At 36.5% G+C, this 16,800-nt stretch carries 17 protein-coding genes and 1 pseudogene; 14 read left to right on the top strand and 4 right to left on the bottom strand.

Annotation, left to right across the window (positions count from 1 at the left end; genetic code table 11):
- Positions 1-233: 233 nt before the first annotated feature.
- The 5 genes from EZY12_16365 (at position 234) to EZY12_16345 (ending at position 4,391) form a co-directional block, all read left to right on the top strand.
- Complete coding sequence (locus EZY12_16365) at positions 234-428, top strand: hypothetical protein (GenBank protein QSX66385.1); 195 nt, start codon at positions 234-236, stop codon at positions 426-428.
- A complete protein-coding gene (locus EZY12_16360; GenBank protein QSX66384.1) occupies positions 425-661 on the top strand; it encodes a hypothetical protein in 237 nt (78 codons plus the stop codon). The genes EZY12_16365 and EZY12_16360 overlap by 4 nt, the downstream gene beginning before the upstream one ends.
- A 144-nt stretch (positions 662-805) precedes the next feature.
- Positions 806-1,315 (top strand): hypothetical protein, encoded by a 510-nt coding sequence (locus tag EZY12_16355; GenBank protein ID QSX70703.1) that lies wholly within the window; start codon positions 806-808, stop codon positions 1,313-1,315.
- Positions 1,316-1,573: 258 nt separating this feature from the next.
- Positions 1,574-3,178, top strand: coding sequence for an NAD(P)H-quinone oxidoreductase subunit 4 (locus EZY12_16350; protein QSX66383.1), 1,605 nt, complete (start codon positions 1,574-1,576; stop codon positions 3,176-3,178).
- 148 nt (positions 3,179-3,326) lie between these two features.
- Positions 3,327-4,391, top strand: a complete 1,065-nt coding sequence (locus EZY12_16345) for an acyltransferase family protein (protein ID QSX66382.1) — start codon at positions 3,327-3,329, stop codon at positions 4,389-4,391.
- Positions 4,392-4,707: 316 nt separating this feature from the next.
- Here the strand turns inward: EZY12_16345 and EZY12_16340 are convergent, their stop codons facing one another.
- Positions 4,708-5,076: a 2TM domain-containing protein gene (locus EZY12_16340; protein ID QSX66381.1), complete on the bottom strand. Its 369-nt coding sequence runs from the start codon at positions 5,074-5,076 to the stop codon at positions 4,708-4,710.
- A 305-nt stretch (positions 5,077-5,381) separates the two neighbouring features.
- Here EZY12_16340 and EZY12_16335 point away from each other — a divergent pair.
- Positions 5,382-5,669 (top strand): annotated as a pseudogene (locus EZY12_16335) (helix-turn-helix transcriptional regulator).
- Between the two features lie 27 nt (positions 5,670-5,696).
- Complete coding sequence (locus EZY12_16330) at positions 5,697-6,296, top strand: hypothetical protein (protein ID QSX66380.1); 600 nt, start codon at positions 5,697-5,699, stop codon at positions 6,294-6,296.
- A gap of 230 nt (positions 6,297-6,526) precedes the next feature.
- Here the strand turns inward: EZY12_16330 and EZY12_16325 are convergent, their stop codons facing one another.
- Together EZY12_16325 and EZY12_16320 are read right to left on the bottom strand one after the other, a co-directional pair.
- Positions 6,527-6,859: a hypothetical protein gene (locus EZY12_16325; protein ID QSX66379.1), complete on the bottom strand. Its 333-nt coding sequence runs from the start codon at positions 6,857-6,859 to the stop codon at positions 6,527-6,529.
- A 12-nt stretch (positions 6,860-6,871) separates the two neighbouring features.
- Positions 6,872-7,453, bottom strand: a complete 582-nt coding sequence (locus EZY12_16320; protein QSX66378.1) for a hypothetical protein — start codon at positions 7,451-7,453, stop codon at positions 6,872-6,874.
- Positions 7,454-7,667: 214 nt separating this feature from the next.
- Here EZY12_16320 and EZY12_16315 point away from each other — a divergent pair, with 214 nt between their 5' ends.
- From EZY12_16315 to EZY12_16285, 7 genes are all read left to right on the top strand, one after another.
- Positions 7,668-8,237, top strand: coding sequence for a pentapeptide repeat-containing protein (locus EZY12_16315; protein QSX66377.1), 570 nt, complete (start codon positions 7,668-7,670; stop codon positions 8,235-8,237).
- 333 nt (positions 8,238-8,570) lie between these two features.
- Positions 8,571-9,323 carry a response regulator transcription factor gene (locus EZY12_16310; GenBank protein QSX66376.1) on the top strand — a complete coding sequence of 251 codons (753 nt, stop codon included), beginning with the start codon at positions 8,571-8,573 and terminating at the stop codon, positions 9,321-9,323.
- A gap of 53 nt (positions 9,324-9,376) precedes the next feature.
- Entirely contained in the window at positions 9,377-10,690 is a 1,314-nt protein-coding gene (locus EZY12_16305) for a histidine kinase (GenBank protein ID QSX66375.1), read from the top strand.
- A 30-nt stretch (positions 10,691-10,720) separates the two neighbouring features.
- Positions 10,721-11,389, top strand: a complete 669-nt coding sequence (gene phoU / locus EZY12_16300) for a phosphate signaling complex protein PhoU (protein QSX66374.1) — start codon at positions 10,721-10,723, stop codon at positions 11,387-11,389.
- A 217-nt stretch (positions 11,390-11,606) separates the two neighbouring features.
- A complete protein-coding gene (locus tag EZY12_16295; protein ID QSX66373.1) occupies positions 11,607-13,253 on the top strand; it encodes an iron uptake porin in 1,647 nt (548 codons plus the stop codon).
- Positions 13,254-13,499: 246 nt separating this feature from the next.
- A complete protein-coding gene (locus EZY12_16290; GenBank protein QSX66372.1) occupies positions 13,500-14,786 on the top strand; it encodes an FAD-binding oxidoreductase in 1,287 nt (428 codons plus the stop codon).
- A gap of 245 nt (positions 14,787-15,031) precedes the next feature.
- Entirely contained in the window at positions 15,032-16,381 is a 1,350-nt protein-coding gene (locus EZY12_16285; protein QSX66371.1) for a (Fe-S)-binding protein, read from the top strand.
- 95 nt (positions 16,382-16,476) lie between these two features.
- On the opposite strand, the gene EZY12_16280 is transcribed toward EZY12_16285, so the two are convergent.
- Positions 16,477-16,800: a DUF5615 family PIN-like protein gene (locus EZY12_16280; GenBank protein QSX66370.1), complete on the bottom strand. Its 324-nt coding sequence runs from the start codon at positions 16,798-16,800 to the stop codon at positions 16,477-16,479.

Below are 16,800 nucleotides of genomic sequence, written 5' to 3'. Positions count from 1 at the left end.
CTATCAACCTTTGCAACCTTTATTCTTTGCGCCTTTGCGTGCAGCTTATTCATATATTTGATCAGCAGCACCAACAATTAAATTATACTCAAAATGGTTAAGACATAGACTTTTGTAAAATCATGAAAAACCTAGATTTGTAGGGGTTTAGCTTTTGCTTTACCCCTACCCGCTTAAATCAAATAATTAAGCCGTTTTAAGTATAGTCAGAGGAAGAGTCTAAAATTAGAATTATGGGCAAAAATCAGGAAACCCGCAAAAAACTAAAAGGGCAACATCAAGCCTTAGAGGAACATCTAGAAAAAATTGCTAAAGAAAAGGAGAAATCAATACAAGGACAAGATCAAGGTTTAATTGCCCATTGGGAGAAAACAGTGGCAAATTGTCGCCAAAATATTGCGAAACTAGAAAGGAGATTAGGAAAATGATAGCACTCTATAAAAATCCTTACGAAAGATTAGAAATATTTTTGAATGAATATCAACCCCAGCTAGAAAAAGCAATTCAAGCAATTCAAGCCATCAAAAATACTGATCCCAATTCCGAAGAATTTTCTCAAGCACTTGCTGATCTTTATGCTTGTTCCACAGTCCTTGAACCCTATTCAGAGGGAATGGTAGAGGCAATTGATCAATTTACCGAAGATAGACCAGATGATTGAAAATTGAAGGATCAGTATATGTGATGATTGTAAATTTTAGATTTTAGATTTTAGATTTTGGATTAGTAATTGGTGCTGAAAAACCCATTACTAATCACCCATTACCCATTACCCATTACCAATTACCCATTACCAATTATATCTATGGATAAAATCCAGTCAGAAATAGCAGCACTACAATCTCAAATCCAAGCACTGCAACAAGAACGCGCTGCACTGACAAATCATCATGTAACGCCAGAAAATGATTCACCCCTAGCCATAGTGGAAGCTTACCGTCGTCAAGCTAGGGAAAACGTTCAATTGTCTGCGGAACTTAAAGGCATAGATGATGCAATGTATTTCCTAGAAAAGCAAATACAACAAAAGAAAGCCCATATTAATCGGTATTTGCCAATGTCTATTCGCATATCCCAACAGCAAGAACAGCTAGAAGAAGCCAAAAAAATTGCTCAAATTCATGCTGAACGAGTTAATGAACTAGCTTGGGAACTAGCAAAGGAAATTAAACTCCTCAAAACCTGTGCTGATGAACTTAGTCCCATGTATTGGCAAGTTTACTACAAACCTTTCATTACAGGCTTTAAGACCATTTCTGTCCCTTTCGTAAGATCAGATGGAGAAGTGTGGATGATTGTCAACCGTATTGTTTAAGAAATATAGATAACTTGGATAAAAAATCAGCTTATCCTCAAGCTGTCCAATATAACTAAAGACAGCGATTAATGCCGCTGTTTTTTTATTGACGTTGCAAAAGTTTACATTTAGAATGGAATCGCAGCATAATTCAGTAAGTATTTATTACTAGTTATGCTCCAAATTGGAAATCTTCATAAGGAATTGTTTACAGACGTAACGATTCCTTAATATAATGTAAATAAAAGCAAAATCAAAAACATATTGTCAAAAGTGATGAATGCAATGGAAATTCCTTGGTTGTCAGCCATAATTTTCCTGCCGTTGGTGGCAGCCCTAGCAATTCCCCTCATTCCCGATAAGGAGGGCAAAACACTCCGCTGGTACGGCTTAGGAGTAGCACTATTAGACTTTGTATTCATGATTTTTGCCCTTTGGCAGAGTTACGACTTTCAAAGTTCAGCCCTGCAAATGACAGAAAGCTATGCTTGGATACCCCAAATTGGCTTGAACTGGTCTCTAGGGATTGATGGTTTATCAATGCCCTTGATAATTTTAACAGGCTTAATTAACACACTCGCAGTATTCGCGGCTTGGAAAGTAACCACCAAGCCGCGTTTATTTTATGCGTTGATGTTAATCATGTACAGCGCCCAATTAGGTGTATTTCTCGCCCAAGACTTGTTAATGTTCTTCTTGATGTGGGAAATTGAGTTAGTACCCGTTTACTTACTAATTGCCATTTGGGGAGGTGCAAACCGCCGCTATGCAGCTACCAAATTTATTATCTATACCGCAGCAGCATCTATATTTATACTGATAGCTGGTTTTGCAATGGCTTTCTATGGTGATAACTTCACCTTCAATATGACCGAATTGGGAATGAAAGAATATCCCAAAGCCTTAGAACTAGCACTATATGCCGGTTTCTTAATTGCTTACGGTGTAAAACTGCCAATTTTCCCCTTCCATACATGGTTGCCTGATGCTCATGGTGAAGCATCTTCTCCCGGTTCAATGATTTTAGCTGGTGTATTGTTAAAGATGGGTGGTTACGCCCTGATTCGCTTCAACGTAGAAATGTTAACTGATGCTCACGTCACCTTTGCTCCGGTTTTAGCAGTTTTAGGTGTAGTTAATATTGTTTACGGGGCTTGTTGCGCCTTTGCCCAAACCAACCTCAAACGCCGTTTGGCTTACTCTTCAATTGCCCACATGGGGTTTGTGTTAATTGGCATTGCCTCTTATACAGAAATCGGTATCAGCGGTGCTGTATTACAAATGGTTTCTCATGGTTTAATTGCTGCTAGTTTATTCTTTCTCTCCGGTGTAACTTACGAACGCAGCCACACCTTGATGATGGATAAAATGGGTGGTATGGCTAAAGTAATGCCGAGAACTTTTGCTCTCTTTACTATCGCTTCCATGGCTTCTCTGGCTTTACCCGGTATGAGTGGCTTTGTCGGTGAGTTAATGGTGTTCTTAGGTCTTGCTACCAGTGATGTTTACAGTTCCAGCTTCAAAATTGTCATCATCTTTCTATCAGCCGTTGGTGTAATTCTCACCCCAATTTATTTACTTTCCATGTTACGTCAAGTGTTCTACGGTGACAAAAATGAAGACTTACATTTAGATGCTGTAGTTCTTGATATTAAGCCCCGTGAATTGTTTATCACCGCTTGCTTGTTAGTTCCTATCATCGGTATTGGTTTTTATCCTAAGATGATTACACAAACCTATGATGTGAAAACAGTAGAAATTGCCACTCATGCGCGTCAAGTCTTACCAGTTGTTGCTCGTCAACAACCTACAAACTTGTATTCTCAAATTTTTACCGCACCAACATTAGCTAGTTCCGAGATAGTTAATATAGTTGAGTAATTATTATCAACCCCAAAAGGGCGCTCTAGTAAATCTTAAATATGAGGGAGAATTAGGGGTAGTTTCCAGGAACTACCCTTGATTTTTTTGAATATTTGACTTCTTTAATAATTTGATAAATAGCAAAATTTCATTTTCCAGGGCAATTATGAATAATAGACTACAGCATATAGATATAGCAAAAGGTATAGGCATATTATTAGTTGTATTTGGTCATAACAATGATACCAATATAAAAGGCAAGTTAGTCAACATAATATTTTCCTTTCATATGCCATTATTTTTGTTTTTATCGGGCTTATTCTTTAATGCGGATGGCAAATTTAAAAAACTAATTTTGACTAAATTTGACTCAATTTTTAAGCCATATTTAACAACCTTGATAATTGGATATTTTATTTTTAAAAATGATTCAATCATCAATTATTTAGTTGGAATTATTTATAGTAGTAGTTCTACAATTCCTATTGTATGGACTCCCTTATGGTTTCTTACTCATCTTTGGGCTGTTTCAATTTTTTCATGGTTATTTATAAAAATTACTAAATTAAGTGATATCAAGAAAATTTTTCAATTTTTGCTGCTGTTATTATTACTTGTAATAGGTTTTTTGACCCGGGATGTTTTGCGGAACATACCTATCAGCATTGGTAAATTCCCATTAGAATTATCTGGTCAGGATTTTTTATTACCAGGTCTTCCATTTAGTATTGATATTGTTTTTATTAGTGGTTTTTTCTTTTTATTAGGATTTTTACTCAAGCAAGAGGTTTTTGATTTAAAATTTCAAGCCAAATATTTCCTAATTAGTTTGTTTATATTTAGTTTTTGTCAATATCATTTTAATTATACAATTGATTTGAATTTCAGAAGATACGATGATTTAATCATATCAACTCTCGAAGCAATTTTGGGAATATATATAGTTTTATGTATTTCAAGTTTGATATCTAGATATAAAATTATTGGACAAATATTTGGATATATCGGTACTGGTAGTCTATTTATTTTAATGTTTCATTATGTTTTTATAAATCAAGCATATACTTTTTTAAACTTATACTATCCTCCCAATTCTTTGATCAGATTTTTGATTTTTGTTTTTAGTTCTATAATTCCTTTGTTAATTTGGGAATTAGTCAAAAGCAATGATTACTTATCTTTGTTATTTTTGCCATTAAAGTCTAATAAATTAATTAAAAATCAAAAGTGATGTAGAGAACTAATATTTGATTTTTAAAATATACAGTTATGTTTTGGTGGGCAATGCCCACCCTACAATCAATAATGAATTGGGGTAACAAGTTAGGTATCTTAGAGGATGTTTGAAAAGTATCAGAATTAATCGAGATCCCCCCAACCCCGCTTAAAAAGGGGGGCTAAATTCCTCAAAGTCCCCCCAACCCCGCTTAAAAAGGGGGGCTAAATTCCTCAAAGTCCCCCTTTTTAAGGGGGATTTAGGGGGATCTGCGGGTGTTAGATACCACACGAAAAAGTTTTCAAACAACCTCTTATCGTTTATTACTCATTTAGGAATTACTTATATAAACTTTAATTCCATGCAATAATAAACCTAATCCCCATCCTAACATTGGGAAAATTGCCCAGAAGTATCCAGGGCTTACTACTAAATTTAACAGTACCAAAAAACCATTAATTGCTATAAAAGCAAATAGGTGTGATTTAAATCCTTTCTGTTGTTGACTATTAGACATTTGCTCTTTTTTTACTTCTACGTTATTTTTTAACCATTCTTGTTCTGCCGCTTGTAGCGATTCTGAAGAAACACCTAATTCTGAGGCTATTTCTATAATTTGTTCTCTTGTATATTCTCCCTGTTGCTTCCGTCTAAAAGCTACTTCAAGAATCTGCTGCATTTCCTCTGAGTTGTAAGTCATTATCAATACCTAAAATGGTAAAAAATACTTTTGAGAGTTACTTTTGAAACGGTAGTTACACAAGCATTAAAAATATATTTGGCTACGAACTGATTAGAAACACATTTTATATCTGAAAAATAATTGATGTCGTAATTAACAGCACAAATATAGATTTAATTAAAAATTAAAACCCACATTCCGCACTTCAATAAGTAGTATACAAAAACTACATTTACGACTAATCAAAAACTATAGTTTTTAAAAACCAAGCAGTCACCAGTAAATAAATTATACACACCAAAAATCAAGCTTTTTTATTATGTTTAAAAATACAAAATCCGGTTGATGTTGTCATAAATAATTCTAGCGTAGCTAAAACTTCGGGAGTAAGTAATGGTAAAGTAACAGTTAGGGATATACCTGTTATTAAGGAAATAAATGGCAGATCGGTTAAACAAATAAGAACAGCTAAAAAAATAAGTCAAAGAGACTTTGCTAATGCTGTAGGTATGAGTCAAAGCTGGGTCAGGGATATTGAGACTAAGTGTAAGGATGCACCTATTCCTGAAAAGTATACTGCTATAATTAAAGAGATATTAAATTTTAGATAACCTGTTGAAAATAATTAGGTAATAGCAATGGCTTATAGTGATTTTAGCTTAACTAAGTTTAAGAAAAATTTTAACATTACAATTGATGAAGAATCTGATTTATTTGCGACTGTAGAACCTATAGAAATCAGTGAAAAATTAACCAACACTTTAGAAGAAACTACGGAACTCGCGTTAGCAATAAATACGGAGAAAGCACGCTCAGAAATGATTATTACGCCAATTTTATTAGAGGTTAGACGTAAAGCTAATTATAAAATTAGTTTATTTTCTGGTACGGATTTTAATGTTGATGTTGAGAGAGGTTTAAATGGTTATTGTGATTTTGTTATCAGTCGTTCTAGGGAACAGTTAACAATTAATGCTCCTGTGCTAATTATTGTAGAAGCTAAAAATGAAAATATTAAAGGTGGTTTGGGTCAATGTGCAGCAGCAATGTTAGCAGCACAGTTGTTTAATGAACAGGAAGGTAATGAAATTAAAACTATTTATGGGGCTGTGACAACAGGAGATATATGGAAATTCTTGAAGTTGGAAGGGACTGATATATTTATTGATTTGAATAATTATTATATTAAGGAGTTAAACAAGATTTTAGGTATTTTGTGTCAAGGGGTTGAGGGTTAAATTTAACTTCATCAATATTATCTGTTGATATTGGTTCTCCTGAAAGAATACCAATAACATTTATTGAGGTAAAAAATATAGCACAAACTCGATTAACAAGAATGGAGAAAAAATTATTCAGACTCAAAATAATATTTTTGATTTCACTATAAATATAATTTGTGATAATAATTCAGCGATCGCTCTTTGGTAAAATAAGGGTGATCGCTGAATTATAGTGACATTATTGATTATTCAACAGTACTATCAGGTGGTAATTCTACATTCTTTGTGACAGGGGTAAGTTGATTCTTGTCTTTATCTTTTTGAGCAGCTTCTTTTGCAGAAATGATTTGTTTCATAGCGTCTACAAGATGTGATTGAGTAACGCATTTTTCATCATCTAGTTTATCCTCACAAGCAGCAGCAACTACAGCTTGTAAAACTGCTTTCTTGATATCTCTTCCAGAAATATTATCAAATTGAGAAGCAAGTTCTTGAAAATTAACAGATTCATGAAGAGGTAATTGCTCTAACCCATGCAGGTGGGTTTTGTCTGTGTAGCCGTGATTTATAATAGCCAATATTTTTGACTTTTAATTCCTTGCTTTTGCTAATTTTACCCAATTTTCAATACCTTTTTTAGTCGGTATTCCTAAATTATTAAATGTCCAAATGTCCAGTTTATGTTGAAGTCCATAACTAATATGAATCGGTTGTTGACTACTATAAAAATAGAGAGAATCAAAAGGTAGTTTAGTTTGTAAAATCCATTCTACTAATTCTGTACTTGGTAAATCTGTAATCAGAAAATCACAAGCCGCACCTAATCTTTCACAGTAGTATTTACCATTTTTATTAATTTCATAACTGAGATGTTGGTCAAGATTAGGAGCTACACGCCCGTTTTTTTGACCTGTAATCGGGTCTTTTTTCTCAAGATACTTTTTTAAATCAGTAGAACAGAAACCGTAGGTAAGACGAAATCTTTTTCTACCAAAATAATCTATCGTTGGGTCAATGATAAAGTTATTTAAATCTTGTAAGGCAGGAATAACTTCTGATATATTATGTGGATATGGGTTGATATTTTCAGGATATTTATGATAAGTTTGAGTGCAGGTACAAAATTCTTCTAAAGTCAAATATTTACCTAATTTTAAATTACTATTATTCATAAATACTGGATAGTAATGAGATTGGTGATTTTATTGTAGCATTTGAACCTGCATTTAATTAATTGTCATCAAGTTAAAAAATATGAATAAATTGATAATTGGAGATATATTTATGATTAGATTAAATAGAGGACGAAATTAAACAATATCATCAATAATTATCTTTTAATTAATATTGAAGTTTGAGTTGTTTACTACCAAGGTCTAAAAAAGTATGAATGTTAAAGAGCTTTTAGCTAGGTACGCAACAGGAGAAAGAAGCTTTAACTGCATTGCTTTACCAGGAGCAAATTTACAAGGAGTTAACTTAGGTGGTGTGGACTTCGGTAAAGCAGATTTAAGAGGAGCAAATCTAACAGCAGCTTCTTTAAGTGGAGCTAATTTGAGTAAAGCAAATCTCCAAGGAGCAACATTAGAAAGAGCGCATTTATCCGAAGTAATTCTTTGTGGTGCTGATTTAACTCAAGCTACTCTAAAAACGGCTCATTTAAATGAATCAGACCTCAGTGGTGCATTGTTAAGTGGTGCTAACTTGTGTGATGCTAATTTACACATGGCCTCAATTTCATCTGCAAATTTACAAGGTGCAAATCTGAGTGGTGCGAAAATGGGAGGTGTAAGAATGTGGAAAGCAGATTTACAAGGTGCAAACTTGAGTGGTGCTGATTTAAGCGAAGCTAATTTGTGCGAGGTAAATTTAACTGGAGCTAATTTAGATGACACAGATATGAGTGAAACCTTCTTAACAGGTGCTATTATGCCTGATGGTAGCATTCATAATTAGACAATTTTAACCCACGGAGGTGGGTTTTGTCTGTGTAGGTGCGACTTCTAGTCGCCAGGCTTTTAAAATACCCTATAAGGTGCGTTACGCTTCGCTAACACTTATTTAGCTTTTGCTTGACTTTTAGCTTGTTCTAGGGCTATTTCTGTCATGTCTCTGCTTTTAGTATTTTTGTACTATAAGCGTAGTAGATAACTCTGCGGTTGTCAAGGGGAATTGCGGGCTTACTGACACAAAAATTTACAATTAACCCAAAGACAAAGAAAATTAAAATAAATCTATGATTGGGATGATTTATAATATACTAGACTTTGTTATACACTGAAAAAGTTAATGTATACCAGTGAATTAGCTAAATATTCTGCCAGAGCAGATATTGGACAAACAAACCGTATTCTCATAGTCGAAGACGAAGAACTGATTCGGGAAATGTTAGTTGTTGCCTTGGAAGGGGAAGGCTATGACGTAATTACGGCCAGTGACGGCAGAGCAGCGATAGAATATCTGAAAAGTTGTGAAGATAATTCTGAAGAACTATCTTTAGATTTGGTACTATTGGATTTGATGTTACCGCAAATTAATGGTCTAGATATTTGTCGTTTTTTGCGTCACCAAGGCAACTCAGTGCCAATTTTGATGCTCAGTGCTAAAGGTACAGAAACTGACCGAGTGCTGGGCTTAGAAGTGGGTGCTGATGACTATTTGACAAAACCATTTAGTATGCGGGAATTAGTAGCGCGGTGTCGGGCGTTAATTCGTCGTCAACGTTTAAGCGCATTACCACAAGCCTCCGTACTCAAACACAAAGATATAACTTTAAATGCTCAAGAATGTCGGGTAACAGTCCGTGGAGAAGAGGCAAACCTGTCTCCAAAGGAGTTCCGGCTGCTAGAATTATTTATGAGTTATACCCGTCGTGTATGGTCACGGGAGCAGTTGCTAGATCAGATATGGGGTCCAGATTTTGTTGGGGATAGCAAAACTGTGGATGTTCATATCCGCTGGTTACGGGAAAAGTTGGAGGAAGATCCTAGTCATCCAGAATATATTGTGACTGTGAGGGGTTTTGGTTATAGATTTGAATAATTGGTGACGATAGTTGTTAGTTTTGAGTAGTAATACACCAACTAACGACTTCGATGTTTTTACTGGCATTTTTACTGGGTTTAGCTGTCGGCCTTGGTTTTTGGGTTTGGCAACAGGTTCATCTGAACTGGTACTTGGAACGATTACTGCAACCGTTAAATTCTCATGATCATAAAATTTCCAGCATTAAACTGCTGCTAAGACCTCGTTTATGGCAGGAGATTTATCTGGTCAATAAACAACGACAGGATTTGCAGCAATCATTATCCACGTATAAGGAAGTGTTAGATTTTGCACCGCTGGGATATTTGCAAGTAGATGAGGAAAATCAACTGCTATGGTGCAATCAGCAAGCGCGAAAAATTTTATATCTTCAAAGATGGCAACCAGGACAAGTGCGTTTGTTGTTAGAATTGGTTAGGTCTTATGAATTAGATCAATTAGTTGAACAAACTCGTGATTGGCAAAAACCACAGGTACAGGAATGGGTTTTTCATCCTGCTTGTGAAGATGCTAAGGTGATGACAGCGGTAAAGTCTATGTTTTTAAGGGCTTCTAGTTTACCTTTGCCAGCAGGACAAGTGGGGGTATTTTTGGAAAATTGTCAACCTGTGTTAGATTTGAAGCAAGAACGCGATCGCTCTTTTTCCGATTTAGCTCATGAATTGCGAACACCCTTAACTGCCATTCGTCTAGTTGTAGAGACTCTACAAACCCGTTTAGAACCACCTTTAGATCGTTGGGTTAATAGGCTGTTACAAGAAGTTGACCGACTGATTAATTTAGTTCAAAGCTGGTTAGAACTGACGCAAATAGAAAACAATCCCACCATGCAGTTAAACTTAGAATTGGTGGAAATGCGATCGCTCATTATTTCAGCATGGGAAACCCTAGAACCAATAGCCCAACGTCAATCTTTAAATATTAACTATTCTGGTCCAGAAAGCATCTATATTCAGGCAGATAAATCCCGACTTTATCAAGTATTTATCAACCTGCTAGACAATAGCATTAAATATAGTCCCGCTGCGACCACTATTGACATTGAAACTAAAATAATTTCTACTGATAACGGAAAAATCTTGGAAATAAATATTATTGACTCCGGTGTCGGCTTTGCTATTGCAGATTTACCTCATGTATTTGAACGGTTTTATCGCGGGGATAAAGCCCGTTATCGTTCCCCAGTCAATAATTCTACAACCGGAATTGCTGGTACTGGGTTAGGTTTAGCCATTGTCCAGCAAATAGTGATTGCACATAGTGGTGTAATTAAAGCCATGAACCACCCAGAAACAGGTAGTGCTTGGATACAAATTCACTTTTCGCAGATCATGACAAACTCGCCTAGTCAAGATTATAGTTAAAAAAATATATACACATTTTATATAACCACTGTGAAAACTGTATTTGATACACAAAATCATGAAGTACCGCAAATAAAACGCTCTATTAGGCGTTTAGAACGGGATTTGTTACGCATGGGTGCTTTAGTAGAACAATCATTTCGGCTGAGTCATCAAGCTCTGTTTGCTGGTGACTTAATCGCAGCGGAACAAATACCCAAATTAGATAAAAAAATAGATCGCTTTTATAGACAAATAGAATCAGACTGCACAACTATTATCATCCGCGAAGCCCCCACAGAGAAAGATTTGCGATGTTTAAGTGCTTTTATGCAATTAGTTCGTGACTTAGAACGGATAGGAGATTATGCCAAAGATTTAGCGGAAATTGCCATCAAACTATTCCCCTATCCGCAACATAGTTCTTTACCAGAAATTGCGATTATGTCTCAGCACGCCCAAGCAATGTTAGCAACTTGTTTAGTCGCTCTGGCAGACTTAGACGAAACTAGCGGACAAAGAATGAAGCACTTAGATGATGCTGTAGATAATGCTTATGAGGAGCTTTATCAAACCTTTGCCCACTTGGAAAATTTTCCCGGAGTCATGGAGCCAATTCTGCTGTTAACTTTAGCAATCCGTTGCCTAGAACGGATGGCAGATCACGCAACTAATATTGCTCAACGAGTCACATATATTGTTACAGGTCAGCGATCGTAAATTGGATATTGATCGCCATCAATACATACCATAGACAGGGTATAATCTCAAATTTATCAAATAATAAATAAATCATAACCTTGTATAAAAATTTTGATATTTAGTTGTTTTAATTGCCATTAATGATGTAGAATTACTATAGAACATTTATGTATAAGTTCCCTTGGGACTTTACCATAGACTGGATTCATTATAGGTGTGAGAGAGATTGAAATTTATGAAAAAAGCTTTTTGGAATATCCTCAAGGTTAGTCCTGTCCTAGCTTTGACCTTATTGACAGGTAACAGTGCCTTTGCTGGTGAAGCTAAGGAACAAGTAACAAGTGTTGCTCAATTGTCCCAAGAGTCTAACAACCTGGCTCAAGTAACATCCGTTTCTCAGTTTTCCGACGTACAACCCACAGATTGGGCGTTTCAAGCTTTACAGTCTTTAGTTGAACGCTACGGTTGCGTAGCTGGTTATCCTAACGGTACTTTCCGTGGTAATCGGGCCTTGAGTCGTTATGAATTTGCGGCTGGTTTAAACTCCTGCTTAGACCGCGTTAATGAACTCATTGCTACCGCAACCGCTGACATGGTAAGCAAGCAAGATTTAGCTACCTTACAGCGTTTGCAAGAAGAATATTCCACTGAACTAGCAACTATTCGCGGTCAAGTAGATGCTTTAGAAGCTCGTACTGGCGAATTAGAAGCTAATCAGTTCTCCACCACCACTAAACTATCTGGTGAAGCAATTTTCAGCTTGTCTCAAGCTTTTGGGGATAAGGTAGCAGTTGCTTCTACTGCTAATAATATTAATCCCGCATCTCCAGATGTAGATTCCAACACAACTTTCTCTAACCGTGTGCGGTTGAGCTTGAACAGCAGTTTTACAGGGACAGACCAGTTGCAAACTCGTTTGCAAGGGGTAAATATTTCTCCAAATAATTCAGGTACTACTGGTACAGGTACTAACATGACCCGTCTAGGTCATGATGGTAGTGCTACTGGTAATAACAGTAATAACACTGTAACTATTGACAAACTCAACTACGCCTTCAACTTGAGCGAAAAAATTCGCGTCAAAGTTGATGCTACTGGTGCTGAGTTAAACGAAAACGTTAACGTTTTCAACCCTGACTTTAGAAGCAGTGGTTCAGGTGCTTTATCTCGCTACGGACGTTTCAGCCCAATTTATCGTCAAGCTAATGATGGTAGTGGTATCACAGTTAACGTCACTCCCAGCGATAAAATCGCTTTGAGTGCAGCTTATTTTGCAACAGGTAGGGATAATGCTGCTAACCCCGCACCTGGAAGAGGACTATTCGATGGTGGTAACACTATCTTTGGTCAGTTGGCTTTCAAGCCTAACAAAGCTATCAATGTTGGGTTAACCTATGCTCATTCCTACTTTGGTGCTAGTACTGGTCTTCTTGGTAGTACAGGTAGCGCTAGAGCTAATGCTCCTTTTACTGGTGAACCAAGAACTGAAACCAACAATTACGGTGTACAAGCTACCTTGCAACCCAGTCCTAAAATCACATTAGGTGCTTGGGGTGGTTATACTACTGCCAGCACTTTAAGTGGTGCTAGTAGAAGTGGAGAAATCTGGTACTGGGCTAGTACATTGGGTATTAAAGACTTTGGTAAAGAAGGTAATACTTTAGGTTTAATCTTCGGTCAATCACCTAAATTAACTGGTGGTACAGGTGCTGGTGTTACTAGAGATTTTGACACTTCTTATCACTTGGAAGGACTGTACAAGATGAAGATTTCTGACAATATTCTTCTGACTCCTGGTGTATTGGTAATCTTAAATCCTGAGCATAATGACCAGAATGGGACTGAATACGTTGGTACTTTACGGACTACCTTCACTTTCTAGAATCAACTGAGATTAATAGTTTAGTATGAGTAGGGGTTTAGCACTGCTAAACCCCTACATTTATTTGTGAAATATCTCTCGTTCCCATACTCTGTATGGGAATGAATTCCATAAGGCTCTGCCTTTAATAATACAATTAGGCAGAGCCTACATCATGGCATTCCCAGTCAGAGACTGGGAACGAGATAACCTCTTAGCTTTACGCAAAATATAATTCATATTAAATTAAGAATAAAAAAGAGACTAATGAATTCAATAATATCTACCTTAACTTCTATTCTCAGCACCGAAAACGCAGTTTTATCGTGGGAAAATCTCAGCCCCACCCAACAGCATAATATCCAACAAGGAATAGACCCCAAAAGCCAGCCTAGTTGTGTCATTTATCCCCATAGCCAAGCAGAATTAGCCGCCGTTATCACCACTGCCAACAGTCACAAATGGCGTGTTCTAAGCTGTGGTAGCGGTAGTAAAATCAATTGGGGTGGTTTAGCTAAAAATATTGATATTATTGTCAGCACCGAACGCATTAACCAACTCATAGAACACGCTGTAGGTGATTTAACTGTCACTGTCGCAGCAGGGATGAAATTTGCCCAGCTTCAGGAGATTTTAGCTAAACATCACCAATTTCTAGCACTTGATCCGGCTTTTCCTAATTCTGCTACCATTGGTGGTATTGTTGCTACTGCCGATACAGGTTCTCTGCGTCAACGTTATGGCGGTGTGCGTGACCAACTTTTAGGTATAACTTTTATCCGTGCAGATGGTCAAATCGCCAAAGCTGGGGGACGAGTTGTTAAAAATGTGGCTGGTTACGACTTAATGAAATTATTTACTGGCGCTTACGGTACCTTAGGAATTATCAGCCAAGTCACATTTCGTGTTTATCCTATTCCCGAAAGTTCAGGAACTGTTATATTAACTGGTAAACCTGAAGCCATATCCCAAGCGGTGAGAACTTTGCAAAGTTCGGAATTAACACCAACTCAAGCTGATTTATTATCAACTAAGTTAGTTACCAATTTAGATTTGGGGACAGGTATAGGATTAATTGCCCGTTTTCAAAGTATTAGCGAAAGTGTCCAAGAACAGTCAAAACGACTGTTAATAATTGGTGAAAAACTAGGTTTACATGGAGTAATTTATGCAGAAAATCATGAAGCTGATTTATGGCAACGATTACCAGAACAAATACATTCTGATGTTACAGAATCTCCAATCACTTGCAAAATAGGAGTATTACCAACTGCTGCGGTGGAGATTCTCAATCAAATAGATATTGGGTTAATTCATATTAGCAGTGGTTTGGGTTTGGTGCGGTTGGAAAAATCGGAGCAAATTTTACCTTTGCGGAATTTATGTCAAGCAAATTCTGGTTTTTTGAGTATTTTGTCTGCGCCTGTTGAGGTAAAAGAAAAGTTTGATGTTTGGGGGTATACTGGCAATAGTTTGGATGTAATGCGGGGTATTAAAAAACAGTTTGATGGTAATTGTATTTTAAATCCTGGTCGGTTTGTGGGTGGGATTTAAGATTTAAGAGGGTGTTTGAAAAGTATTAGATGAAACCGATAATCTCCAAAAACCTAACCCCCCTACCCCCCTTCCCTACGTTAGCGCAGCGTGCCGAAGGCTGGGAAGGGGGGTTTCAAAGCCTCTCTCCGCTTCGGGTAGAGGTTTACAAGAGGGGTTAATTTATACCTTGAAAACTTTTAAAACATCCTCTAAGAGAATGAACCACGAAGGGACGAAGAAACGAAGAAAGAGGGAAGAATAAAATGCAAGTTTCGGAAGGTTTGGTTAATAATGTTGCTAGTATTAAGAATTTGAAGGGTTTTGATAATAGTAATCCACCTGATCCAAAGTTGATTGATAGTTGTGTTCATTGTGGTTTTTGTTTGGCTACTTGTCCTAGTTATCGGGTATTAGGTAAGGAGATGGATTCTCCCAGGGGAAGAATCTATTTAATGGATGCTATTAATGAGGGTGAAATTGCTCTCAATCCGGCTACTGTTGAACATTTTGATTCTTGTTTGGGTTGTCTGGCTTGTGTGTCTACTTGTCCTTCTGGTGTGCAGTATGATAAGTTAATTTCGGCTACTCGTCATCAGGTGGAAAGGAATTATAACCGCAGTTTACCTGATAAGTTAGTTCGACAATTGATTTTTTCTCTGTTTCCTAATCCTGATCTTTTAAGAATTTTACTTTTTCCTTTATTAGTTTATCAAAAGTTAGGGATTTCTAAGTTATTACAAGCAACTGGGTTAATTAAAGCTATATCTCCCCGGTTAGCAGCTATGGAATCTATTTTACCGGAAATTACTCTTAAATCTTTTCAGGATAATTTACCAGATATCATCCCAGCCAAGGATGAAAAAAGATATCGGGTGGGTGTAATTTTAGGCTGTGTGCAAAGGCTGTTTTTCTCTGGTGTAAATGAAGCGACAGTGAGGGTTTTAACTGCAAATGGTTGTGAAGTTGTAATTCCTAAATCTCAAGGTTGTTGTGCTGCGCTTCCTGAACACCAAGGACAAACTGAACAAGCAAAAACATTAGCCAGACAAATGATTGATAGTTTTGCTGATACTAATGTGGATTTTGTGATTATCAATGCGGCTGGTTGTGGTCATACTTTAAAGGAATATGGACATATTTTAGCTGATGATCCAGAATATGCCGAAAAAGCGAAAGCATTTGCCGCAAAAGTTAAAGACTCACAGGAGTTTTTAGCTAATGTGGGTTTAACTGCAAAACTTTCACCATTAACTGATAAAACTCTCACTTTAGTTTATCAAGATGCTTGTCATTTATTACATGGTCAAAAAATTAGTGTCCAACCCCGTCAACTGTTAAAACAAATTCCGGGTGTGATTTTAAAAGAACCCATAGACGCGGCCTTATGCTGTGGTAGTGCGGGTGTTTATAATATGTTGCAACCGGAAGTTGCAGAAGAGTTAGGTAAACAAAAAGCTGAGAATTTAATCAATACTGGTGCTGATTTAATTGCTTCTCCTAACCCTGGTTGTAGTTTGCAGATTAGTAAATATTTACAAGGGAAAACTATTTCTATTATGCACCCAATGGAGTTATTAGATTATGCGATTCGGGGTGATAAGTTGGAAATTTAGAAAAATATAATATCCAGATCCCCGACTTCTGAGATCAGTTTATCATTTATTTACAAGATCCAGAAAGAAGTCGGGGATCTTATTTCAGTTTCTTATCATTCAAGACTAACAACTACAGCTTGACCTTTCACTAATGTAGATAAAATATCTAAAATCTTAGGAACTAAAGGTTTCAAATCAATTAATCTATTAGAAGATGCTTGCAAAACAACTACAGCAATATTAAACTGAGACAAATTTTGCTGAAAAGATAAATTTCTATCAACCGTAATAAAAACATCAAATTCCTGTTCTACTAAAGCTAGTAGTTTACCATTTTTAGTTCCTGCCCATCCCATTTGGGGAACTGTTTTGATTTCATAACCTACAAATTCCTTAGTTAACTTGCGGTCAATACATTCATCTAGAAGCAGTTTCAT

The organism is Dolichospermum sp. DET69 (assembly GCA_017355425.1).
Lineage (GTDB): Bacteria > Cyanobacteriota > Cyanobacteriia > Cyanobacteriales > Nostocaceae > Dolichospermum.
The sequence above is the reverse complement of the archived record's forward strand: the minus strand, read 5'-3'. Positions and strand labels throughout refer to the sequence as shown.

Bases quoted from the DNA above. Each gene is read 5' to 3' on its own strand.
- EZY12_16360 (QSX66384.1), top strand. From the start codon at position 425: ATGATAGCACTCTATAAAAATCCTTACGAAAGATTAGAAATATTTTTG.
- EZY12_16280 (QSX66370.1), bottom strand. From the start codon at position 16,800: ATGAAACTGCTTCTAGATGAATGTATTGACCGCAAGTTAACTAAGGAA.
- EZY12_16305 (QSX66375.1), top strand. From the start codon at position 9,377: ATGTTTTTACTGGCATTTTTACTGGGTTTAGCTGTCGGCCTTGGTTTT.
- EZY12_16295 (QSX66373.1), top strand. From the start codon at position 11,607: ATGAAAAAAGCTTTTTGGAATATCCTCAAGGTTAGTCCTGTCCTAGCT.
- EZY12_16285 (QSX66371.1), top strand. From the start codon at position 15,032: ATGCAAGTTTCGGAAGGTTTGGTTAATAATGTTGCTAGTATTAAGAAT.
- EZY12_16355 (QSX70703.1), top strand. From the start codon at position 806: ATGGATAAAATCCAGTCAGAAATAGCAGCACTACAATCTCAAATCCAA.
- EZY12_16365 (QSX66385.1), top strand. From the start codon at position 234: ATGGGCAAAAATCAGGAAACCCGCAAAAAACTAAAAGGGCAACATCAA.
- EZY12_16340 (QSX66381.1), bottom strand. From the start codon at position 5,076: ATGACTTACAACTCAGAGGAAATGCAGCAGATTCTTGAAGTAGCTTTT.
- EZY12_16320 (QSX66378.1), bottom strand. From the start codon at position 7,453: ATGAATAATAGTAATTTAAAATTAGGTAAATATTTGACTTTAGAAGAA.
- EZY12_16290 (QSX66372.1), top strand. From the start codon at position 13,500: ATGAATTCAATAATATCTACCTTAACTTCTATTCTCAGCACCGAAAAC.
- EZY12_16345 (QSX66382.1), top strand. From the start codon at position 3,327: ATGAATAATAGACTACAGCATATAGATATAGCAAAAGGTATAGGCATA.
- EZY12_16315 (QSX66377.1), top strand. From the start codon at position 7,668: ATGAATGTTAAAGAGCTTTTAGCTAGGTACGCAACAGGAGAAAGAAGC.
- EZY12_16330 (QSX66380.1), top strand. From the start codon at position 5,697: ATGGCTTATAGTGATTTTAGCTTAACTAAGTTTAAGAAAAATTTTAAC.
- EZY12_16350 (QSX66383.1), top strand. From the start codon at position 1,574: ATGAATGCAATGGAAATTCCTTGGTTGTCAGCCATAATTTTCCTGCCG.
- EZY12_16310 (QSX66376.1), top strand. From the start codon at position 8,571: ATGTATACCAGTGAATTAGCTAAATATTCTGCCAGAGCAGATATTGGA.